Annotated in this window: 20 protein-coding genes, 1 tRNA gene and 3 pseudogenes; 6 read left to right on the forward strand and 18 right to left on the reverse strand. The window is 40.0% G+C overall.

Features of this window, described 5'->3' with window-relative positions; genetic code table 11:
* Positions 1–40 precede the first annotated feature (40 nt).
* The 7 genes and pseudogenes from HMPREF2701_RS08745 to HMPREF2701_RS08775 form a co-directional block, all read right to left on the reverse strand.
* The gene (locus HMPREF2701_RS08745) at positions 41–910 is read right to left on the reverse strand and encodes a TPM domain-containing protein (protein ID WP_083281749.1); all 870 of its coding nucleotides are present in this window, start codon (positions 908–910) and stop codon (positions 41–43) included.
* Between the two features lie 229 nt (positions 911–1,139).
* Positions 1,140–1,211, reverse strand: a tRNA-Arg gene (locus tag HMPREF2701_RS08750).
* Between the two features lie 42 nt (positions 1,212–1,253).
* Positions 1,254–1,601 carry a 50S ribosomal protein L19 gene (gene rplS, locus HMPREF2701_RS08755; RefSeq protein WP_001068669.1) on the reverse strand — a complete coding sequence of 116 codons (348 nt, stop codon included), beginning with the start codon at positions 1,599–1,601 and terminating at the stop codon, positions 1,254–1,256.
* Positions 1,602–1,719: 118 nt separating this feature from the next.
* Positions 1,720–2,049: a fluoride efflux transporter CrcB gene (crcB, locus tag HMPREF2701_RS08760; protein WP_000237407.1), complete on the reverse strand. Its 330-nt coding sequence runs from the start codon at positions 2,047–2,049 to the stop codon at positions 1,720–1,722.
* The gene (crcB, locus tag HMPREF2701_RS08765) at positions 2,043–2,417 is read right to left on the reverse strand and encodes a fluoride efflux transporter CrcB (RefSeq protein WP_061589985.1); all 375 of its coding nucleotides are present in this window, start codon (positions 2,415–2,417) and stop codon (positions 2,043–2,045) included. Before crcB (HMPREF2701_RS08765) ends, crcB (HMPREF2701_RS08760) begins: the two co-directional genes overlap by 7 nt.
* Positions 2,414–2,680, reverse strand: a complete 267-nt coding sequence (locus HMPREF2701_RS08770) for a chorismate mutase (RefSeq protein WP_061589986.1) — start codon at positions 2,678–2,680, stop codon at positions 2,414–2,416. The genes crcB (HMPREF2701_RS08765) and HMPREF2701_RS08770 overlap by 4 nt, the downstream gene beginning before the upstream one ends.
* Positions 2,681–2,795: 115 nt before the next feature.
* Positions 2,796–3,238, reverse strand: a pseudogene (locus tag HMPREF2701_RS08775) (flavodoxin).
* A gap of 103 nt (positions 3,239–3,341) precedes the next feature.
* On the opposite strand from HMPREF2701_RS08775, the gene HMPREF2701_RS08780 reads away from it, so the two are divergent.
* Together HMPREF2701_RS08780 and HMPREF2701_RS08785 are read left to right on the forward strand one after the other, a co-directional pair.
* Positions 3,342–4,277 (forward strand): DHH family phosphoesterase, encoded by a 936-nt coding sequence (locus tag HMPREF2701_RS08780; protein ID WP_061589987.1) that lies wholly within the window; start codon positions 3,342–3,344, stop codon positions 4,275–4,277.
* Between the two features lie 95 nt (positions 4,278–4,372).
* Positions 4,373–4,615: a type B 50S ribosomal protein L31 gene (locus tag HMPREF2701_RS08785; RefSeq protein WP_000710764.1), complete on the forward strand. Its 243-nt coding sequence runs from the start codon at positions 4,373–4,375 to the stop codon at positions 4,613–4,615.
* Between the two features lie 104 nt (positions 4,616–4,719).
* On the opposite strand, the pseudogene HMPREF2701_RS08790 reads toward HMPREF2701_RS08785, so the two are convergent.
* Both HMPREF2701_RS08790 and HMPREF2701_RS08795 read right to left on the reverse strand, forming a co-directional pair.
* Positions 4,720–4,941, reverse strand: a pseudogene (locus HMPREF2701_RS08790) (tyrosine-type recombinase/integrase); the annotation flags it as partial.
* Complete coding sequence (locus HMPREF2701_RS08795; protein WP_225902301.1) at positions 4,925–5,236, reverse strand: transposase; 312 nt, start codon at positions 5,234–5,236, stop codon at positions 4,925–4,927. The gene HMPREF2701_RS08795 and the pseudogene HMPREF2701_RS08790, both read right to left, overlap by 17 nt.
* Before the next feature lie 188 nt (positions 5,237–5,424).
* Between HMPREF2701_RS08795 and HMPREF2701_RS08800 the strand changes: the two genes are divergently transcribed.
* Positions 5,425–5,709, forward strand: a complete 285-nt coding sequence (locus HMPREF2701_RS08800) for a type II toxin-antitoxin system RelB/ParD family antitoxin (RefSeq protein WP_049487667.1) — start codon at positions 5,425–5,427, stop codon at positions 5,707–5,709.
* Positions 5,699–6,049, forward strand: a complete 351-nt coding sequence (locus tag HMPREF2701_RS08805) for a type II toxin-antitoxin system RelE/ParE family toxin (protein WP_061589989.1) — start codon at positions 5,699–5,701, stop codon at positions 6,047–6,049. The genes HMPREF2701_RS08800 and HMPREF2701_RS08805 overlap by 11 nt, the downstream gene beginning before the upstream one ends.
* 744 nt (positions 6,050–6,793) lie before the next feature.
* On the opposite strand, the pseudogene HMPREF2701_RS08810 reads toward HMPREF2701_RS08805, so the two are convergent.
* The 7 genes and pseudogenes from HMPREF2701_RS08810 to HMPREF2701_RS08840 form a co-directional block, all read right to left on the reverse strand.
* A pseudogene (locus HMPREF2701_RS08810) lies at positions 6,794–8,126 on the reverse strand (Nramp family divalent metal transporter).
* A 214-nt stretch (positions 8,127–8,340) separates the two neighbouring features.
* Positions 8,341–11,517: a carbamoyl-phosphate synthase large subunit gene (gene carB / locus HMPREF2701_RS08815; RefSeq protein ID WP_061589990.1), complete on the reverse strand. Its 3,177-nt coding sequence runs from the start codon at positions 11,515–11,517 to the stop codon at positions 8,341–8,343.
* A 200-nt stretch (positions 11,518–11,717) separates the two neighbouring features.
* Positions 11,718–12,797 (reverse strand): carbamoyl phosphate synthase small subunit, encoded by a 1,080-nt coding sequence (locus tag HMPREF2701_RS08820; protein WP_000166853.1) that lies wholly within the window; start codon positions 12,795–12,797, stop codon positions 11,718–11,720.
* A 49-nt stretch (positions 12,798–12,846) separates the two neighbouring features.
* The gene (locus HMPREF2701_RS08825) at positions 12,847–13,770 is read right to left on the reverse strand and encodes an aspartate carbamoyltransferase catalytic subunit (protein ID WP_070482778.1); all 924 of its coding nucleotides are present in this window, start codon (positions 13,768–13,770) and stop codon (positions 12,847–12,849) included.
* A gap of 18 nt (positions 13,771–13,788) precedes the next feature.
* Positions 13,789–14,310, reverse strand: a complete 522-nt coding sequence (gene pyrR / locus HMPREF2701_RS08830; RefSeq protein ID WP_000850023.1) for a bifunctional pyr operon transcriptional regulator/uracil phosphoribosyltransferase PyrR — start codon at positions 14,308–14,310, stop codon at positions 13,789–13,791.
* 221 nt (positions 14,311–14,531) lie between these two features.
* A complete protein-coding gene (nth, locus tag HMPREF2701_RS08835) occupies positions 14,532–15,161 on the reverse strand; it encodes an endonuclease III (RefSeq protein ID WP_070482781.1) in 630 nt (209 codons plus the stop codon).
* Positions 15,161–15,703 (reverse strand): YceD family protein, encoded by a 543-nt coding sequence (locus HMPREF2701_RS08840; protein ID WP_070482784.1) that lies wholly within the window; start codon positions 15,701–15,703, stop codon positions 15,161–15,163. The genes nth and HMPREF2701_RS08840 overlap by 1 nt, the downstream gene beginning before the upstream one ends.
* Before the next feature lie 168 nt (positions 15,704–15,871).
* On the opposite strand from HMPREF2701_RS08840, the gene HMPREF2701_RS08845 reads away from it, so the two are divergent.
* Together HMPREF2701_RS08845 and HMPREF2701_RS08850 are read left to right on the forward strand one after the other, a co-directional pair.
* Positions 15,872–16,201 (forward strand): helicase BlpT, encoded by a 330-nt coding sequence (locus tag HMPREF2701_RS08845; protein ID WP_070482788.1) that lies wholly within the window; start codon positions 15,872–15,874, stop codon positions 16,199–16,201.
* 337 nt (positions 16,202–16,538) lie between these two features.
* Positions 16,539–18,098, forward strand: a complete 1,560-nt coding sequence (locus tag HMPREF2701_RS08850) for an ATP-binding cassette domain-containing protein (RefSeq protein ID WP_070482791.1) — start codon at positions 16,539–16,541, stop codon at positions 18,096–18,098.
* A gap of 43 nt (positions 18,099–18,141) precedes the next feature.
* Here HMPREF2701_RS08850 and htpX read toward each other — a convergent pair whose 3' ends face one another.
* The gene (gene htpX / locus HMPREF2701_RS08855) at positions 18,142–19,041 is read right to left on the reverse strand and encodes a zinc metalloprotease HtpX (RefSeq protein ID WP_061589995.1); all 900 of its coding nucleotides are present in this window, start codon (positions 19,039–19,041) and stop codon (positions 18,142–18,144) included.
* Between the two features lies 1 nt (position 19,042).
* Entirely contained in the window at positions 19,043–19,603 is a 561-nt protein-coding gene (locus HMPREF2701_RS08860) for a LemA family protein (RefSeq protein WP_061589996.1), read from the reverse strand.
* Positions 19,604–19,765 lie beyond the last annotated feature (162 nt).

Below are 19,765 nucleotides of genomic sequence, written 5' to 3' on the forward strand. Positions count from 1 at the left end.
AAATGATCAAGGCAGGTAACTCACTATGAAATAAGCTAAATTACCAATCACTTGATGATCCACCAGCATCAAAACCACCACCTGACCAATCATCACTCGACCAATCATCACTCGACCAAGGCGATGAGGAATCACTACTACTCTCATTATGATACTCATCTGAATTTTTAATATGGTAAGCTGTTAATGCTTTTTGTGACCAAGAACCATCATTTATAAAATCTTTATCATCAGGGTATAATTTATCCTTACCATAATAGAATTTATTAGATCTCCGTTTCCTACCCGAAACCCTACCTTCTGTAAGAAAAAGTACCACAAAAGAAATCATAAAAATTACACCGAAATGATCAAGAATTTCTACTACTAGTTCCCATATAGCTTTAGGGACTTCATAAAAATAATTTCTCTCTACTACAGGTGCATCAGCTAAGTCATAATCTTGATTGGATATGTTTTGGATTATATCAATCACAGCTCCATCATAGTCTTTGGCTCGCATCTTATCACGAGAGGCATCTAAGATTTCCCTAGCTTTTGTATCAGTCAATATAGTAGCTAGGTTATTAGAAGTCTCAATACGAAACTTTCTATCTTTTATAGCAATCAATAATAATGCACCCTTATTTGAATCCGAATAGCCAATTTTCCAAGATCTGGCAATCGTATTGGCTGACTTTTCTATAGATTCACTATTCAAACTCTCAACAATATAAATACCAATTTGAGTATCCGATTTACCATTTAATTCTATTATTTTATCTGAAACAACCTCTGATAAATAATGGTTTGGATCATAAATACCATTAGAAGGCCTATCTGGTATCACTAGATCTGCGTGAGTTGGTCCAATGAAAAATAACAGGATTGTAAAAAAAGAAATTAGTATTAAAGCAAATTTTTTTATCATAAAAATAGAATCTTTCTTAAAGTGAGTATTAAAAAGAACAAGTAATAATAATCCTTCTCCAAAGCTTAGATTGTAATACTTAATTCTATCCTATTAGAACGATAGAAACCCGATTAGAAAAGTATATATACTTTCTACTATTATACCACACCTCCGTTTTCATCTGAAATGGTTTTCATTTTTGGACAAGAAAAAACACTGACCATTCAGTGCTTTTTGATTGATTTACTGCCCCCTGCAGGAATCGAACCTGCAACTACTCCTTAGGAGGGAGTTGTTATATCCATTGAACTAAGGGAGCTAGATAAAAACTCTGCTGAAGAAGCAGAGTTTTTTAGTCGAATTAACGACGGATTTCTTTGATACGAGCTGCTTTACCTTGAAGAGCACGCAAGTAGTACAATTTCGCACGACGTACTTTACCGTAACGAACAACTTCGATTTTTTCAACACGTGGAGTGTGGATTGGGAAGATACGCTCAACACCTACACCGTTAGAGATTTTACGAACTGTGTAGTTTTCTGAGATACCAGCACCTTTACGTGCGATAACAACACCTTCAAAAATCTGGATACGTTCACGGTTACCTTCGACAACTTTCGCGTGTACACGAACAGTGTCACCAGGACGGAATGATGGGATATCTGTACGAAGTTGACCTTCAGTCAAGCTTTGGATTAATGGATTCATTTTATTCTCCTATCTTTGTCAATCTTGAGGAATCTTCCTCAGCGGATAAACTGTATTTTTGTGCGTCCATTACACACAAGATACAGTTTACCAAATTTCCACAAAAAAGTAAAGAAATTTATAGCAGAATTCCTAAAAAAATCGCAACCAAACCACCTAGGTAGGTCAAAGCCAGGTAAGAATAAAAGACCTTCTTATCACTTAACAGTCTTTGAAGTTCGTCATTCAAGGTCGAAAAAGTTGTCAAACCTCCGCAAAATCCTGTTGCTAGAATAGCATAGACTTCCTTGGACTCCACATGATTGTAAAATAATCCAATCAAAAAACAACCCAAAAGATTGGCTATGAGCGTTCCGAATGGCAATTTAGAAGCTTGATTATAGCGGGAAAATAAATAACGTACTAAAGCTCCGAAACCACAAGCAATTGCAAGATAGACGATTACCATTTCTTCCTCCCTAAATAGTAAGCTAAAAGCAGTCCTCCACCTATGCTCAAAAGCAAATACAGGACTAAACTAAGATAACGCCCTGTATCAAGCAGTTTTACAGCATCAAGCATGAGACTAGAAAAGGTTGTCAAACCACCACAAAAACCTGTACCCAATGCTAAAATAACTCCTTTACTTGTCCCCTTATAGACCAGATAGCCCTTGACAAGATAAACCAGGCAGAAAATTCCCAGATAGTTGACAAAGAGAGTTCCCCAAGGAAAGTCTGGACTGGCTGGTAACCAAGTGGAAACTAGGTAGCGAACGAGTCCACCCAACATAGCAGCTAGAAAAATCCCTAGCGGATAAAATTGTTCTTTTTTCATTTGATGTTTTGATCCTGATAATCACGCGAACGTTTGAGTATGTCAGAAAAAGTCGCGACAATAGTCTCCTGATAGCGCATGTCCTCTACACGACTCCTAACCTTTTCAAAGATAATTGCTTCTCTCTTGGTATCTAAAATCGGTTTACCTGATGCCTTCTTATAGGCAACTACACCCTCAACTAAATGCATTCGTTCTTCTAAGAGCTTGACGATTTGGTCGTCTATTTGATCAATTTCTTGACGAATAATATCTAAATCCATACAGTCTCCTCCTTTATTTGAATTATTGTATCAAAAAGCCACCAATTAGGCTAGTAAAATCCCAACTCACGATAAGAAAAATGCACTGATTGATTACATCAGCGCACGTTTATGCTTATCCTACTTTAGCAGCCAATTCTTCTGCGAATTGTTCTAAGCGTTCAATATCTTCTTCCTCGGCAGAAAGGTCAACTTTAACACACTCTGAACCTTTTCTGCCCCTGTTGACACAAAGACACGGTCAAAATCATCAACAGCTTTACAGAATTCATCGTAAAAGGTATCTCCTGAGCCGACCACTCCGTAGATTTTGCCATTCAAATTGAGATCAGCTAAATCTTCGTAGAAGTCCATCATCTCATCAGGCAATTCTCCATCACCATAAGTATAGGTCGCAACGATAGCGATGTCTGCTTCCAAGAAGTCTGAAGCGTCAACAGTTGTACATTCATCAACATCGACATCCAAGCCCAAGTCACGTAATTTGTCTGCTACAATATCTGCAATTTCTTCGGTATTACCGGTCATACTGGCAAATACAATTTTTGCTAATGCCATATCGTCCTCCTCAATTTATCTTTCTCCATTATATCACATCTTTTTCATTTTAAAAATAAAAATTCTTGTGCTACAATGAAATGAGAAAGAATTGAGGTTATTTATGGACATTTGCCATCAAATTTTAGAAAAAATCAAAGAATACGACACGATCATCATTCACCGTCATATGAAACCAGACCCTGATGCCTTGGGAAGTCAAGTGGGCTTGAAAGCTCTTCTCAAACATCATTTCCCAGAAAAAACCATCAAAGCAGTTGGTTTTGATGAACCAACTCTTACTTGGATGGCTGAGATGGATCTTGTTGAAGATAGTACCTACCAAGGCGCACTTGTTATCGTCTGTGATACGGCCAATACTGCTCGTATCGATGATAAGCGCTATAGTCAAGGTGATTTTCTCATTAAGATTGACCACCATCCAAATGATGATGTATACGGTGACCTGTCTTGGGTCGATACCAGTTCAAGTAGCGCTAGTGAGATGATTACCCTATTTGCCCAAACAACCCAACTAGCCTTGTCAGATTGCGCTGCCGAGTTGCTCTTTGCAGGAATTATTGGGGATACAGGTCGCTTCCTCTATCCTTCTACGACTGCACGGACCCTCCGCCTTGCTGCTTATTTGAGAGAACATAACTTTGACTTTGCGGCTCTCACTCGTAAAATGGATACTATGAGCTACAAAATTGCTAAACTTCAAGGCTACATCTACGACCATCTGGAAGTGGATGAAAATGGCGTGGCGCGCGTTATCCTGAGTCAGAAAATCTTAAAACAATTCAATGTTACCGATGCTGAAACTGCAGCCATTGTCGGTGCACCTGGACACATTGACAGCGTCAGTCTCTGGGGAATTTTTGTAGAACAAGCTGATGGCCACTACCGTGTTCGCTTACGCAGTAAAATCCATCCTATCAATGAAATTGCCAAGGAACATGATGGTGGAGGCCACCCTCTAGCAAGTGGTGCTAATTCCTATAGCTTAGAAGAAAACGAAATCATCTACCAAAAGTTAAAAAACTTGCTTAAAAACTGATAAAATACTTGCCAAACTTTTCAGAATCTGATAGACTAGTATGGTAACAATCTATGGCTCGCAAAGAGACCATGGCAGAAAGGAAATATTGCAAAATGAAAAAAGATATCCATCCAGAATATCGCCCAGTTGTCTTCATGGACACAACTACTGGTTACCAATTCCTTAGCGGTTCAACAAAACGCTCTAACGAAACAGTTGAGTTCGAAGGCGAAACTTACCCATTGATCCGTGTGGAAATTTCATCAGACTCACACCCATTCTACACTGGTCGTCAAAAGTTCACTCAAGCAGATGGACGCGTGGATCGTTTCAACAAAAAATACGGTCTCAAATAATCAACCGCATTTATTGCTTAAAAACGTTGATACAAAGCCTTTTCCAAGAAATTGGATTTGGCTTTTTTTATTTTTAGTACCGTTTTTGGTACCGTCTTGGAAAACTAACCTTTTGCACTATCCAGGTAATCTACAAATTTTGTGATAGCTTTCTTCTCCCCTACTACTGTAGAATGGCTATAAGTATCCAAGGTCAACTGACTACTTGCATGCCCTAACCTTTTGGTTGCATTAACAGGATCTACACACGTTTCAATCATCAAGATATCATGAGTATGTCTGAAGCCATGAGGAGTTATATTCTTCAAGTCATTTTTCCTGATAATGGGCTATTGATATGCGGCAGCTGACAACAAACTGTCCTGTTAGGTACTGCATAGCGAGGTTTTCAATCATCATTTTTTCATTTTTTCGTCCAGAGAGAATCCCTTGTGAATAGATAAATAGAAGAGTAGATACAAGCATTTTAGGGTGATAAGACGGGCAACCAAAGGCATGGAAGTGGCTATCTTCCAAGGTATTTACCACTTTTTCAATAGTAAAGACGAGATGTTCTTGTGGCAAGAAAGAACGGATTTCTAGTGGTAAAGTTGTTTGATTTGTGTTATAGTGAATATGCATGGGATAGTCTTTCTAAATGGTTTATTGGGCAATTCTATTTTACCAAGACTATCGCAACCATGTAAAAAAGCAACGACAAATCCGTTGCTTTTTTGAAGATAAGAGACTATTGTCCCAGCCTCTTTTTCTTGATTAAAATCTATATCTAGTATATAATCAATCTATAACGTATAGATTGGAGATATATCATGGCTATAACATTATCAAAACAATACAATTTTAAACTGAATGAAGCTACTATGGAACAAGCTCGAAATATTATCAAGGAAAAGGGAATGACAATGACAGATGCTATTTCTTTATTTGTGGAGCAAATAGTCCTGGAGCAAGATTTGCCTATTAAGACGGCCGAAGATCTACATAGAGAACAGTTGATTAAGGAATTACAAGCCCAATCTGAACGTGCCTTGAGAGAATACGAGGCAGGAGAAGGTACTTCTCTAAACAATATGAGGGTACGCTATGGCTTATAACGTGATAGCTTCAAAAGAGGTCGAGGAAGCTATCGACAATATACACGACTATATAGCTACGGTACTTCTATCACCTCAATCTGCCAAAAATACTGTGGCTAAAATTTTAGACAGCTTAAAAAGTTTAGAAATTTTTCCTGAAGCAGGTTTTGACGCTGATGAGAAAATCAGAATAAAAATTAACAGCAAGTATCCAACACGAGGAAAAATTATTGACCAATATGTTTTGCTTTACTTCATCGATCAAAAACGAAACACTGTTTTTTTATCTCACCTATTCCACACTAAAAGTGACTATGTCACTTTGCTACAAAAAGACAATAAAAAACAGCTCAACTGATTGAGACAACTTTCATTATTTTATAAGCTCCGAAATTTTAATTTTTGGTACCTTTTTGGTACCGTCTTGGTTTAACAATACGGTATATATAATATTTTACAGATTTATCCCCTTTAGAAACGTTGATTTAATAAGGATTTAAACACTATAGAGTATATCTTTGTAAAATTGGAATAAATCAATCAAGGAGAAGTCAAATATCACAAACACCTAAGTTAATAAAAATTATTGTTGACATTCTCTCTTATTTATCCTAAACTATGGATAAGGATAGGATGATGTCGGGTGACTGGTAACAGTTTGCTCAAAGGTACTTGTTTTAGGTACAGGTTAGGTACTGCCTTCAGCTTTATGCTGTAAAGAACCCGCTCCACCACTGGTCCTATTCGTTTTACTCTTGGATTATATTCAAGAGTTTTTTCTTGTCAAAAAAAATCTCAAACACCTGAGACATCTTTCTTTATTTTATAAGCTCCGAAACCTTAATTTTTGGTACCTTTTTGGTACCGTCTTGGTTTAACAATACGCCATATATATAATATTTTACAGTTACTTTCCCTTTAGAAACGTTGATTTAATAAGGATTTAAATATTACAGAGTATACTTTTGTAAAATACGGTCTCAAATAATGATAAAAAGACAGCTTCAGCTGTTCTTTTTTGTTTCTTATTTTTATAAACCAACCACTGCTATTATTTCTTTATCAATCTTCAAGCTGATGCCGAGACCTGATTTAAATAGATTTAAAAAATGTCGAAAAGAAGCTTGACATTGGGAATGGTCAAGATGATTGAAACTACGTAGCCTAGGATTGTGTTCCACTTGGCATTGGTAAATTCTCCCATTAGTGACTTCTTAGAAGTCAAATAGATTAAAGGAAAGATTGAAAACGGAAGAGCGATTGACAGAAAGACCTGTGAATAAACCAATAACTGATCCAAGGTTTTTCTTGATGTCCAAATAAGACGGCGACAATAATAACAGGTAGCAAGGCAAAAATCCGGCTACCGATACGAATCATCCACTGAGGCAATTTCAGATGCAAGAAACCTTCCATGACAATCTGTCCTGTTAAGGTACCTGTAATGGTCGAAGTCTTGCCACTTGCTAAGAGGGCTAGGGCAAATAAAGTTGACAGAGTTGAGCTGGCTATCGCTCCTGCTATTGTCGAATCCTGTAAAGCATTGTACATTTGGGAGAATGCCGAAATTTCAGATGCATGACCAAAAAAGAGAGATGCCCCTAAAATAAGAAGCAAGGAATTGACAATAAAGGCTAGGGACAACTGAAGATTTGAATCCCAGGTCATAAAACGAACAGCTTTTCAAATATCTTTCTTATCCTTATGGTTGATTTTCCTTATTTGGGGTAAGGATGAATGAAGATAGAGATTATGGGGCCTGACTTTCGCTCCTACAATCCCTAAAGCCAAGGTCAATTGACTCTCATGTCCCGGCAGGGGATTTTCAAATAAAGTCGAAGTCGGCAAATAACCACCAAAGATCCTCTGCATACTCGGATTAGATAAAGCCACCAGATAAGAAAAGATACCTAATATGGTTAAGATAAGGGTTGTAACAATAGCTTCAATCTTCTTAAAGCCAAATTTCATCAACAAAAGCAAAAAAATACATCTAAAACGGTTAATAGGATAGCGACCTTTATCGGTATTTTAAACAAAAGATTCAAGACAATAGCTGAACCTAAAACTTCAGCCAAGTCTGTCGCCATTAAAGCCAATTCTAAAATCACCCACAGACTATAGCGGAGCCATTTGGGAGCATGATGTGCAGTTACCTGTGCTAGGTCCATCTTAGTTACGATACCGAGCTTTCCAGCCATCTGTTGCAGCTGCATGGCAATGATAGATGAAATCAAAATAACAAATAAGAGACTATACTTGTAAGAAGCGCCACCAACTACACTGGTAATCCAGTTCCCAGGATCCATATAACTAACTGCTACAAGAACGCCAGGTCCTAAAAATGCTTTTAGATTTTGCCAAAAATGATTGTTATTCGGAGTTTCAATAGATTGATTGATCTCAGAAAGAGAGACCTTTTTGTAAGAAGACATCGGAATATTCACTTTCTAACCTTGTCTTTACCTATTTTATTAATGGATTTTGAAAGAAATGTTGAAAATAGTTTCCTATTTCCAATTTATTATTATTGCATCACATTTTGGAATGATTCTTCAGAAAAGCATAATGGTTGAAATAAGCAACACCAGTATTGCAAAAGCCAGCGTCAGAAAACGCTGGCTTTAAAAATGTGAAAAATTTTCTCAACTAGATTGCTTCTGTGACAAAACTACGGCTTTCCAATACTTTGAGCATGGCGTTAGCTGTATCTAGGGCTGTGAAGAGGGGCACCCCGTGTTCAATAGCTGAACGGCGAATCTGCTCACCATCTTCGTCTGCAGTTCGTTTTGTTCCAACTGTGTTAATGATAGCTTGAATTCTTCCTTTGCGAACAAAACTTGGAATGTCCTTATCGTCATCACCAATCTTACCAACAGGTTGGGCTTGCAATCCATGACTGGCAAAAAAGGCTGCTGTCCCTTCTGTCGCGAGAATTCCATAGCCAATATTTTGGAAACGACGAGCCAAATCCAAGGCCTCTTCTTTGGCATCATCAGCGATAGTAAAGACAACATTACCGAAGGTTGGCAAGTGTAGGTAAGAAGCTTCAAAGGCTTTATAGAGAGCTTTTTCCAAAGTCGTATCAGAACCCATAACTTCACCTGTTGACTTCATTTCAGGACCGAGCAAGCTATCCACTTTCGCTAACTTTGTGAAGGAGAAGACCGGTGCCTTGATATGAACGCGAGTGCTTTCAGGGTAAAGTCCATCTTGGTAGCCAAGTTCTTCAAGGTTTTGACCAAGAATGAGCTTAGTAGCTACCTGAGCCATAGGAATATTAGTTACTTTTGAAAGGAAAGGTACCGTACGGCTGGCACGTGGATTGACCTCAATAACATAGACTTTTTCATCCTTGATGACAAACTGGATGTTCATCATTCCAAGGCAGTTAAGACCGATTGCTAGGCGTTTAGTATAGTCTGCGATTGTTTCTTGCACCTTTTGCGACAAGGTTTGTGGAGGGTATACGGCCATTGAGTCACCTGAGTGAACACCTGCACGTTCGATATGCTCCATGATACCAGGGATAAGGACATTTTCTCCGTCTGAAATGGCATCGACTTCACACTCTTGTCCGACGATATAAGAGTCAACAAGAACAGGGTGGTCTGGACTTGCCTTAACCGCAGTACGCATATAAGAACGAAGGTCTTCTTCGTTTTCAACGATTTCCATAGCACGTCCACCAAGTACATAAGATGGGCGGACAAGAACTGGGAAGCCAATCTTACGAGCTGCAAGAACTGCTTCTTCTTCATTGGTAGCAGTTTGTCCTGGTGGCTGTGGAATATCCAAATCTTTAAGAGCTTGCTCGAAGAGGTCGCGGTCTTCAGCACGGTCTAGGTCAGCAACCTGTGTACCAAGGATGGTCACACCTGCTTTTGCCAATGGCTCCGCAAGGTTGATGGCTGTTTGACCACCGAACTGAACGATAACCCCTTTTGGTTGCTCCAAATCAATGACATTCATAACATCTTCGAATGTCAATGGCTCAAAGTAAAGCTTGTCTGATACAGAGAAGTCTGTAGAAACGGTCTCTGGGTTTGAGTTCATGATGATAGCTTCATAGCCAGCAGCCTGGATAGCCTTAACCGAGTGAACAGTTGCATAGTCAAACTCAACCCCTTGACCGATACGGATTGGACCAGAACCTAGGACTAGTACAGATTCCTTATCAGATCTGATAGACTCATTTTCCCAACCATAGGTTGAATAGAAATATGGTGTTTCAGAGTCAAACTCCGCCGCACAGGTATCCACCATCTTGTAGACTGGGACAATCTTGTTTTCCAAACGAAGTTGACGAACTTGGTCAGCTGTCGTTTCCCAGAGTTCAGCAATCTTACGGTCTGAGAAGCCATTCAGTTTGGCAGTTTTCAAAACGTCTAAATCTTGTGGATGTGCTCCCAGTTCTTGCTCGATTTCAAAGATATGTAAGAGTTTATCAAGATAGAAGATATCAATCTTAGTCAATTCAGCAATTTCTTCTGGTGTATAACCACGACGAATGGCTTCTGATACGTAGAAGAGACGGTCATCTTGGGCTTTGACAACTTTTTCAATCAAGGCATCATCAGAAACTGCTGCAAGCTCAGGCATTTCATTGTGGTGCACCCCAATTTCAAGGGAGCGGCAAGCCTTAAGAAGAGATTCTTCAATGTTACGACCGATTGCCATGACTTCTCCAGTGGCCTTCATCTGAGTACCAAGACGGCGCTCACCCTTTTCAAACTTGTCAAATGGGAAACGTGGAATCTTGGCAACAACGTAGTCAAGGGCAGGCTCAAACATGGCATAGGTTGAACCTGTAACTGGGTTGATAACTTCATCCAAGGTCAAACCTACTGCAATCTTAGCAGCCAACTTAGCAATCGGATATCCTGTCGCCTTAGAAGCAAGGGCTGACGAACGCGATACACGAGGGTTTACTTCGATGACATAGTACTTAAAACTGTGCGGGTCAAGGGCTAGCTGAACGTTACATCCACCTTCAATCTTGAGGGCACGAATGATGCTCAAACTCGCGTCACGTAGCATTTGGTTTTCATAATCTGACATGGTTTGGGCAGGGGCAAATACGATAGAATCCCCTGTATGAATCCCAACTGGGTCAAAGTTTTCCATGTTACAAACAACCAAAGCATTGTCAGCTGAGTCTCGCATCACTTCGTATTCAATTTCCTTGAAACCTGCAATCGAACGCTCAATCAAACATTGGGTAACAGGTGACAATTTCAAACCATTTTCAGCGATTTCACGCAATTCTTCCTCGTTGGCACACATACCACCACCAGTACCACCAAGGGTAAAGGCTGGACGAACGATGACTGGGTAGCCAATTGTTGCTGCAAAGGCAACTGCTTCTTCGACTGTGTTGACAATTTCAGATTCTGGAATTGGTTGGTTGAGCTCTTCCATCAATTGTTTAAAGAGGTCACGGTCCTCCGCTTGGTCAATAGCAGATAATTTAGTTCCCAGAAGTTCAACACCAAGCTCATCTAGGATACCATTTTTAGATAATTCCATGGCCATGTTGAGACCTGTTTGACCACCGAGTGTTGGTAGCAAGGCATCTGGACGTTCCTTACGAAGAATACGTGTCACAAACTCAAGTGTAATCGGTTCGATATAAACCTTGTCCGCAATTTCCTTGTCCGTCATGATGGTGGCAGGGTTTGAGTTAACCAAGACAACCTCATAACCTTCCTCTTTCAACGACAAGCAAGCCTGGGTCCCAGCGTAGTCAAACTCAGCAGCCTGACCAATAATAATCGGACCAGAACCAATCACCATAATTTTTTGAATATCAGTACGTTTAGGCATAGTTTATGATACAAAGCCCGTAAAGAACACAGTGGAAATAGGAAATTCGGTGCAGACGCCTTCAGCGTCAAGACGATGTTTATCTTTTTCACACAGTTCTTAGGGCGTGTTCACTTCCGCGAACAATGTATCTTCTCCTTTCTATTCGGCAACTCTCGGGTTGACATTAAATAAATTCTCCGACGAGCTTTTACTCGTTCTTAGTTTGATTGTTTAAAAGCTTCCATCATCTCGATAAACTCGTCAAATAGGTAGCTTGCATCGTGTGGACCAGGGGCTGCGTCTGGGTGGTATTGAACAGAGAAAGCAGGTTGGTATCTGTGGCGAACTCCTTCAACTGATTTGTCATTGATTTCTTCGTGGGTAATAATCAAGTGCTCTGGCAAATCCTCACGACTGACTGCATAACCATGATTCTGGCTGGTGAAGTCTACGCGTCCTGTTGCAATTTCACGTACCGCATGGTTGAATCCACGGTGACCAAACTTCATCTTGTAAGTCTTTGCCCCGTTTGCCATTGCAAAGAGTTGGTGCCCCATACAAATACCAAAGATTGGAATCTTTCCTTGCACGCCTCGAATCATATCGAGTGCCTGTGGAACATCTTCTGGGTTACCTGGACCGTTTGACAACATCACTCCGTCAGGATTGAGATGGAGAATTTCTTCTGCCGTTGTCGAATAAGGAACAACCGTCACGTTACAATTACGCTTAGAAAGTTCACGTAGAATTGAGTGCTTGAGACCAAAGTCCACTAGCACCACGCTCAAACCTACTCCTGGAGCTGGATAGGAAGTTTTAGTAGAAACCTGCTTGATATTATCTGTCGGCAAGACTGTTGCTTGGAGCTGGTCCGTCACATGATCCATGCTGTCCCCAACATGGGTCAAGGTTGCACGCATCGTACCATGCTTACGGATAATCTTGGTAAGAGCACGTGTATCAATCCCTGAAATACCTGGAATTTTCTTGGCTTTCAAAAATTCATCCAAAGTCATTTGGTTGCGCCAGTTGCTTGCTCTACGTGCTTCTTCGAAAACAACGACTCCCTTACAAGTTGGAATAATGGATTCGTAATCATCACGGTTAATTCCATAATTTCCTACCAAAGGATAAGTAAAGGTCAAGATCTGTCCATTGTAAGACTGGTCTGTAATGGATTCTTGGTAGCCAGTCATCCCTGTATTAAAGACGATTTCGCCTGTTACATCAATATCTGCTCCGAAGGCCTTGCCTTCAAAAACTGTGCCATCTTCTAATACTAGAAGTCTTTTTGTCATATTTTCACCTCTCGTGGACGCTCACTGGCGTCTTTTAACGTCTTGTGTTTTAGTTGGCGTTTCTACTCGCCAGTACGGATTCTAAGATTGCCATTCGAACAAAGACACCATTGGTCATTTGTTGGACAATCCGTGATTTTGGTGCTTCAACCAAGTGATCTGCGATTTCCACATCGCGATTGACTGGAGCTGGGTGCATAAGAATTGCTGTTTCTTTCAAACGGTCATAACGTTCTTTAGTCAAGCCATGTTGGGCATGGTAGTCTTCTTTTGAAAAGACTGCACCACTATCATGGCGTTCATGTTGCACACGGAGAAACATCATGACATCCACCTGATCAATGATTTCATCAATAGTTACAAACTGCCCATAGTCTGCAAACTCTTGACTTCTCCATTCCTCAGGTCCAGCAAAGTAAAGTTCAGCTCCCAAGCGTTTCAAAATCTGCATATTAGATTTGGCAACGCGTGAGTGGTCCAAGTCACCTGCAATCGCAACCTTGAGACCCTCAAAGTGACCAAATTCCTCATAAATAGTCATTAAATCAAGCAAGCTCTGGCTAGGATGTTGTCCCGAACCATCTCCACCATTGATGATGGAAGTCGTAATCGTGGGACTAGCAACTAACTCTCTGTAATAATCAACCTCTGGGTGACGAATCACACAGACATCCACTCCTAAAGCAGACAGAGTCAGGATGGTATCATAAAGTGTCTCCCCTTTATTAACTGAACTAGTCTTCACATCAAAGTCAAGTCGCTCCAATCCTAGTTTAATCTCTGCCACTTCAAAGGACTTATGCGTCCGTGTAGAATCCTCAAAGAAAAGATTGGAAACAATCGGATGATCCTCATAGGGAAGCTGAGCTCCGTTTTTAAACTCAATTCCTCGCTTAATCAATTTCATGACTTGATCGACAGTGAGGTCTTCCATGGACACCACATGGTTCAATGCTTGTTGATTTTCTGACATGGCTACTCCTTTAGCTTTCTATGCTTCTTCAGTAATCAGAACTCTGTCTTGGCCATCAAGTTCTGCCATCTCTACGATGATTTCTTCAGAACGACTAGTTGGGATATTTTTTCCAACGTAATCTGGACGGATTGGCAATTCTCTATGTCCACGATCGACTAGAACTGCTAAACTCACACGCGCAGGACGACCATGACCTACAATATTATCAATAGCAGCGCGGATGGTACGACCTGTATAGAGCACATCATCCACCAAGATAACTTCACGGTCTGTCACATCAACAGAAACCAAAGAAGTATCTTCTCCACTTTTAACATCATCACGGAAAGGTTTGGTATCCAATTCCACAACAGGAACTGAAAGATTTTCTAACTGCTCCAAACGTTCTTGAATACGGTGGGCGATAAAGACACCACGAGTTTTAATACCAGCCAAGACGATCTTATTCAAATCTTTGTTGCGTTCGATAATCTCATAAGTAATACGCGTAATCGCTCGTTTGACGGTCAATTCGTCTACAACTTCTTTTGTCTTCATGACAAACCTCCAAAAAGAAAAGTCTCCTTAAACAAGGAGACTTGAAATGTATAGCTAAGTAAGCCCTACTGCAAACAGTATAGACTTCACCCTTCTACTTTATCACGCTCCTTGCCTGCCTCACGGGACAGGTTTAAAGGAATATTTAATTATCAATTACTATAGCACAAAGCATGCTTAAAATCAAGCAAAAACTTTTGAAACCCCATCTTATAAATTGCTTATAAATTGCTAAAGTCATATAACTGTGGGTACTGGTCACACTCTGGATTTTTAGGATGGCAAATGGCTCTTCCAAAATAAATCATGGCCTGATGGGCTCCTAACCACTGCTCCGGTGGCAAGATATCCATAACTCGTTTTTCCACCTCAAGCGGTGTCGCTGATTTTTTGACAATATCGTGGTGTTTGCAAATACGCTCCACATGAGTATCCACTGCAAAGGCTGGAATCCCAAACCCCACACTCATGACAACATTGGCTGTCTTGCGACCAACACCTGCTAAACTCTCTAACTCCTCACGTGTTTGAGGAACTTGGCCATCAAAATCGTCTAGTAACTGTTGGGCACATTTTTTAAGGAATTTAGCCTTATTTCGATACAGTCCCAGGCGAGAAATGTGTGAAGCAATCTCACTCTCTGTCGCTACAGACATGGCTTGTGGCGTTGGAAAGACAGCAAAGAGACCTGGCGTGGCCTTATTTACCGCTGCATCTGTTGTCTGAGCTGACAACATGACCGCAACTAGTAGTTCAAAATGATTGGTAAAATCAAGACTGGGTTTGGCATCTGGAAAAAGAGCAATGATTTCTTCTAGCACCTTTCGTGCGCGTTTTTTTGACAAGACCATTATTCGTCTCCATCAAATAGTCCTTGTAAGCCAGCAAAAGGACTGTTTTCTTCTTTCTTAACGGCTTGTTGAGCTTGGTATTCTTCCTCTGTCATGATTTGCCAGTCATTTCCTGAAACAAATCCTTGACCAGCCTCTTCTTCAGCCGTCAAAACCTTGATAGGAATGTTTAGTAGGATATTGTCTGACACACTCTCAGCAAGGTCAAGTTCTCCATTTTCGATAGGCAAGACCAAATCATCGTCTAAAACTTCCTGATCTAGTTGGTTAGTTGCGCCTTCCATGAAAACTTCCGTTACTGGATAAGATTCAACTAGCTCAACTGGTTCCATACTGCGACTTGAAGCAAGAACAATGGTATAAGATAGTTGATAATCTAAGAAATACATACGATCTTCGTACTGTACTTTCCCAACTGCAAGGATATCTTTTACATCTAAAATTTCTTGATTGCGTGCACGCAGGTCTGCGGCTAGATCTAACGTTTGTTCAAAATACAAGCCTTCAGACTGCTTACGAATTTCTTGAATATTTAATTTCATACTTCCTCCATAAAGATTTACTCTCTTGATTATACCATGAAAAGTCTACAAATCAGCATATCAAACTTTGTAATTAAAATTCGATTTTTTAACATATTTACTATGACATTTTTGTTTTTTAGTGCTATACTATAGGCAATAATACATCAGAGCAAGGAGGATGCTCACATGGAAGACAAAGAACTCATTACTAATGCAACCCAACTCCTATCCGAGTTAAATAAAAGTTTCCAAAGCTGCAAACAGGGTACGGCAGATGATATTCGACTGCAAGAGCTGCTAAATTCTACTCTGCAAGAGCTCAAAAAAGCGGAAAAGTTGGACAACAGTATCTTAATAGATCTTGAGAAATTTTACCAACGTACCAGTCTTCTGATTGGTCTTGGTAGCCTAAAACTAAACGATCAAGCACGCTGCGCTTGGCGAAACTACGACAAATTCCATTACGAGCATATCAAACACGTACTGACTCTCTATGGACCTGTTTTCGGATTTTAGAGATTAGAATTGTCAGTTTTCTGTTGACAAAATATCCTGAAAGGTATAGGATAGAGGTACTAATACTCGGAGGTAAGGGAGACATGAACAACTAAGTCTATCGAATAAAGAACTTTATTTAGTAGATCTTGTTTTTGTCTCTTTTTGTGTGCTCTTTTTGTACTAGATTTTCTAGTATCTTATCCTCATTGAAAATCAAAAAACTAGAAAGCTAACCATCTGCTCCTCTTGAGTTGGATTAGGCAATCCTAAGCTAGTTTGACGAGCTTTTCAACGGGGATAATAGAGTTTTCGATAGTGACTTTGGGCTCTACTAGATAAAGTAGAGCTTTTTGTTATGCACTATCGACATTCTAGAAAGGGCAACAATATGATAAAAATCAATCATCTAACCATCACTCAAAACAAAGATCTACGAGATCTTGTATCTGACCTAACCATGACTATCCAAGACGGGGAAAAGGTTGCTATTATTGGTGAAGAAGGAAATGGCAAATCAACCTTGCTTAAAACTTTAATGGGGGAAGCTTTGCCTAATTTCACTATCAGGGGAGACATTCAATCTGATTATCATTCAATAGCCTACATTCCTCAAAAACTCCCCGAGGACCTGAAAAAGAAAAGTCTACACGACTACTTCTTTTTAGATTCTATTGATTTAGACTATAGCATCCTTTATCGCTTAGCTGAAGAGTTGCATTTTGATAGCGATCGCTTTGCTAGTGACCAAGAGATCGGGAGCCTCTCGGGTGGCGAAGCTTTGAAAATTCAGCTCATCCATGAGTTAGCCAAACCCTTTGAGATTCTATTTTTAGATGAACCTTCAAATGACCTAGACCTTGAGACAGTTGATTGGCTAAAAAGTCAGATTCGAAAGATTAGGCAAACTGTTATTTTCATTTCCCATGATGAAGACTTTCTTTCTCAAACGGCAGACACTATTGTCCACTTGCGACTGGTCAAGCACCGTAAAGAAGCAGAAACACTAGTAGAGCATTTAGACTATGATTGCTATAGTGAGCAGAGAAAGGCTAATTTTGCCAAACAAAGCAAGCAAGCTGCTAACGACAAAAGAGCCTACGATAAAACCATGGAAAAACATCGGCGAGTCAAGCAAAATGTAGAAACTGCGCTTCGAGCTACTAAAGACAGTACTGCAGGTCGCCTATTGGCTAAAAAGATGAAAACTGTTCTCTCTCAAGAAAAACGTATTGAAAAGACAGCTCAGTCCATGACCCAAAAACCACTTGAAGAGGAAGAAATTAGACTTTTTTTCTCAGATATCCAACCATTACCAGTTTCTAAACTCTTAATCCAACTGGAAAAAGAAAATTTGTCCATTGACGACCGTGTTTTGGCTCAGCAGCTACAACTAACTGTCCATGGCCAAGAAAAAATCGGTATTATCGGGCCAAATGGTATTGGTAAATCAACTCTGTTAGCCAAGGTACAGAGAATTCTGAATGATAAAAGAGAGATTTCCCTTGGTTTTATGCCACAAGATTACCACAAAAAACTGCAATTGGATTTATCACCAATAGCCTACCTCAGCAAAACTGGAGAAAAAGAGGAACTACAGAAAATCCAATCTCACTTAGCAAGTCTCAATTTCAGTTATCCAGAAATGCAGCATCAAATTCGCTCCTTATCTGGCGGACAACAGGGAAAACTTCTGCTTTTGGATTTAGTCTTGCGCAAACCAAACTTTCTCCTGCTAGATGAACCCACACGAAACTTTTCTCCAACTTCTCAACCCGAAATCAGAAAACTCTTTGCCACTTATCCTGGTGGTCTCATCACTGTTTCGCATGACCGTCGTTTCTTAAAAGAAGTTTGCTCGACTATCTATCGCTTGATAGAACACGGTTTGGAGATAGTTAATTTAGAAGATTTATAAATTTTCAACATAGCAAAAATCCAGAGACGACCTCTGGATTTTTTTATATATGTTTCAAACGTTCAATCCGTTCTGAGATAGGTGGGTGGGTATAAAAGAGTTTTTGGAACCCTCCACCTTTCTTAGGATCATTGATATAAAGTGCACTGCTGGCATCATCGACAGGACGACTCATCGGTTTACTATTATCCAACTTATGTAGAGCATTGATCATTCCTTGCGGATTACGCGTCAACTCAACACTGGAAGCATCAGCTAGGAATTCCCTCTGACGAGAAATAGCTAGTTGCACTAAGGTTGCAGCGAGAGGTGCCAGCACAATAGCTAGTAGGGAAACCACTAGCATAATGATTTCAAGACCATTTCCATCTCTATCATCGTCACTCCGTCTGCGACCTGCGCCACCCCACCACATCATCCTTCCTGCCATACTAGACAGAAGGGTAATGGCACTGGCGAGGGCGACAGCAATGGTCGAAATGCGGATATCGTAATTTCGGATATGACTGACTTCATGTCCCATAACAGCTTCTAGTTCTTCACGATTCATGATAGCTAGGAGACCTGACGTCGCAGCAACCGCCGCATTTTGAGGGTTAGAACCTGTCGCAAAGGCATTTAAGGCTGGATCATCAATGATGAAAACACGAGGCATAGGAATTTGAGCCACCATAGCCATATCTTCTACTACATGGTAGAGGTCTGGTGCCGTTTGCTCATCCACCTCACGCGCTCCATTCATGGACATGACGATCTCTGTCGATTGAAAAATCATGGACAAGGCATAGATAAAGCCGATAATCAGCGCGATAACCAAACCACCAAACCCAGATCGCATAAAGAGGTAACCAACTGCATAGCCAACAAGAGCTAAGAGTAGGAAAAATACCAGCAACAAAATCCACGTTTTTCGTTTATTGCTTGCAATTTGATCAAACAACATCTTAGTCACCTAAACCGCTAAAATCAACTTTAGGAACTGCCTTTTCCTCTTCTGGTGTTTGAAGGAAATCTGCTGCTTTAAATCCAAACATCCCAGCGATAATATTGCTTGGGAAAGTTTCTAATTTTACATTGTAGTTGCTGACAACACTGTTGTAGAGTTGACGAGAGTAAGAAATTTTATTTTCTGTATTTGTCAACTCCTCTTGCAATTTAACAAAGTTTTCACTAGCTTTCAAATCTGGATAGCTTTCTGCAACTGCAAAAATACCTGAAACTTGACGAGTGAGGGCATCACTAGCTTTCATAGCTTCTGCTGGTGAAGTCGCTGCAGCAACTTGATTGCGAAGTTCTGCCACCTTTTCAAGGGTAGAACCTTCATATTTAGCATAACCTTTTACAGTCTCAATCAAGTTTGGCAAGAGATCATTTCGACGTTTCAACTGAACATCAATCTGACTCCAAGCCTCCTTTGTTTGCATACGATTCTTAACCAAACCGTTATAGCTAACAATCACAAAAATCACAATAAGAGCTAAAACTCCAAGAATAATCCAAGTCATGATATAAGTCCTTTCTGCTTTTAGATTAGTACCAGTATATCAAATTTTTAATGATTGTGGTAAAATAAGATGATACTAAAGAAGGAAAAAACTATGAAACCAGAAACATTTTACAACTTGCTTGCCGAGCAAAATCTTTCACTTTCTGACCAGCAAAAAAAA

It is taken from the genome of Streptococcus sp. HMSC077D04, from assembly GCF_001808785.1.
Classification (GTDB): domain Bacteria; phylum Bacillota; class Bacilli; order Lactobacillales; family Streptococcaceae; genus Streptococcus; species Streptococcus mitis_BX.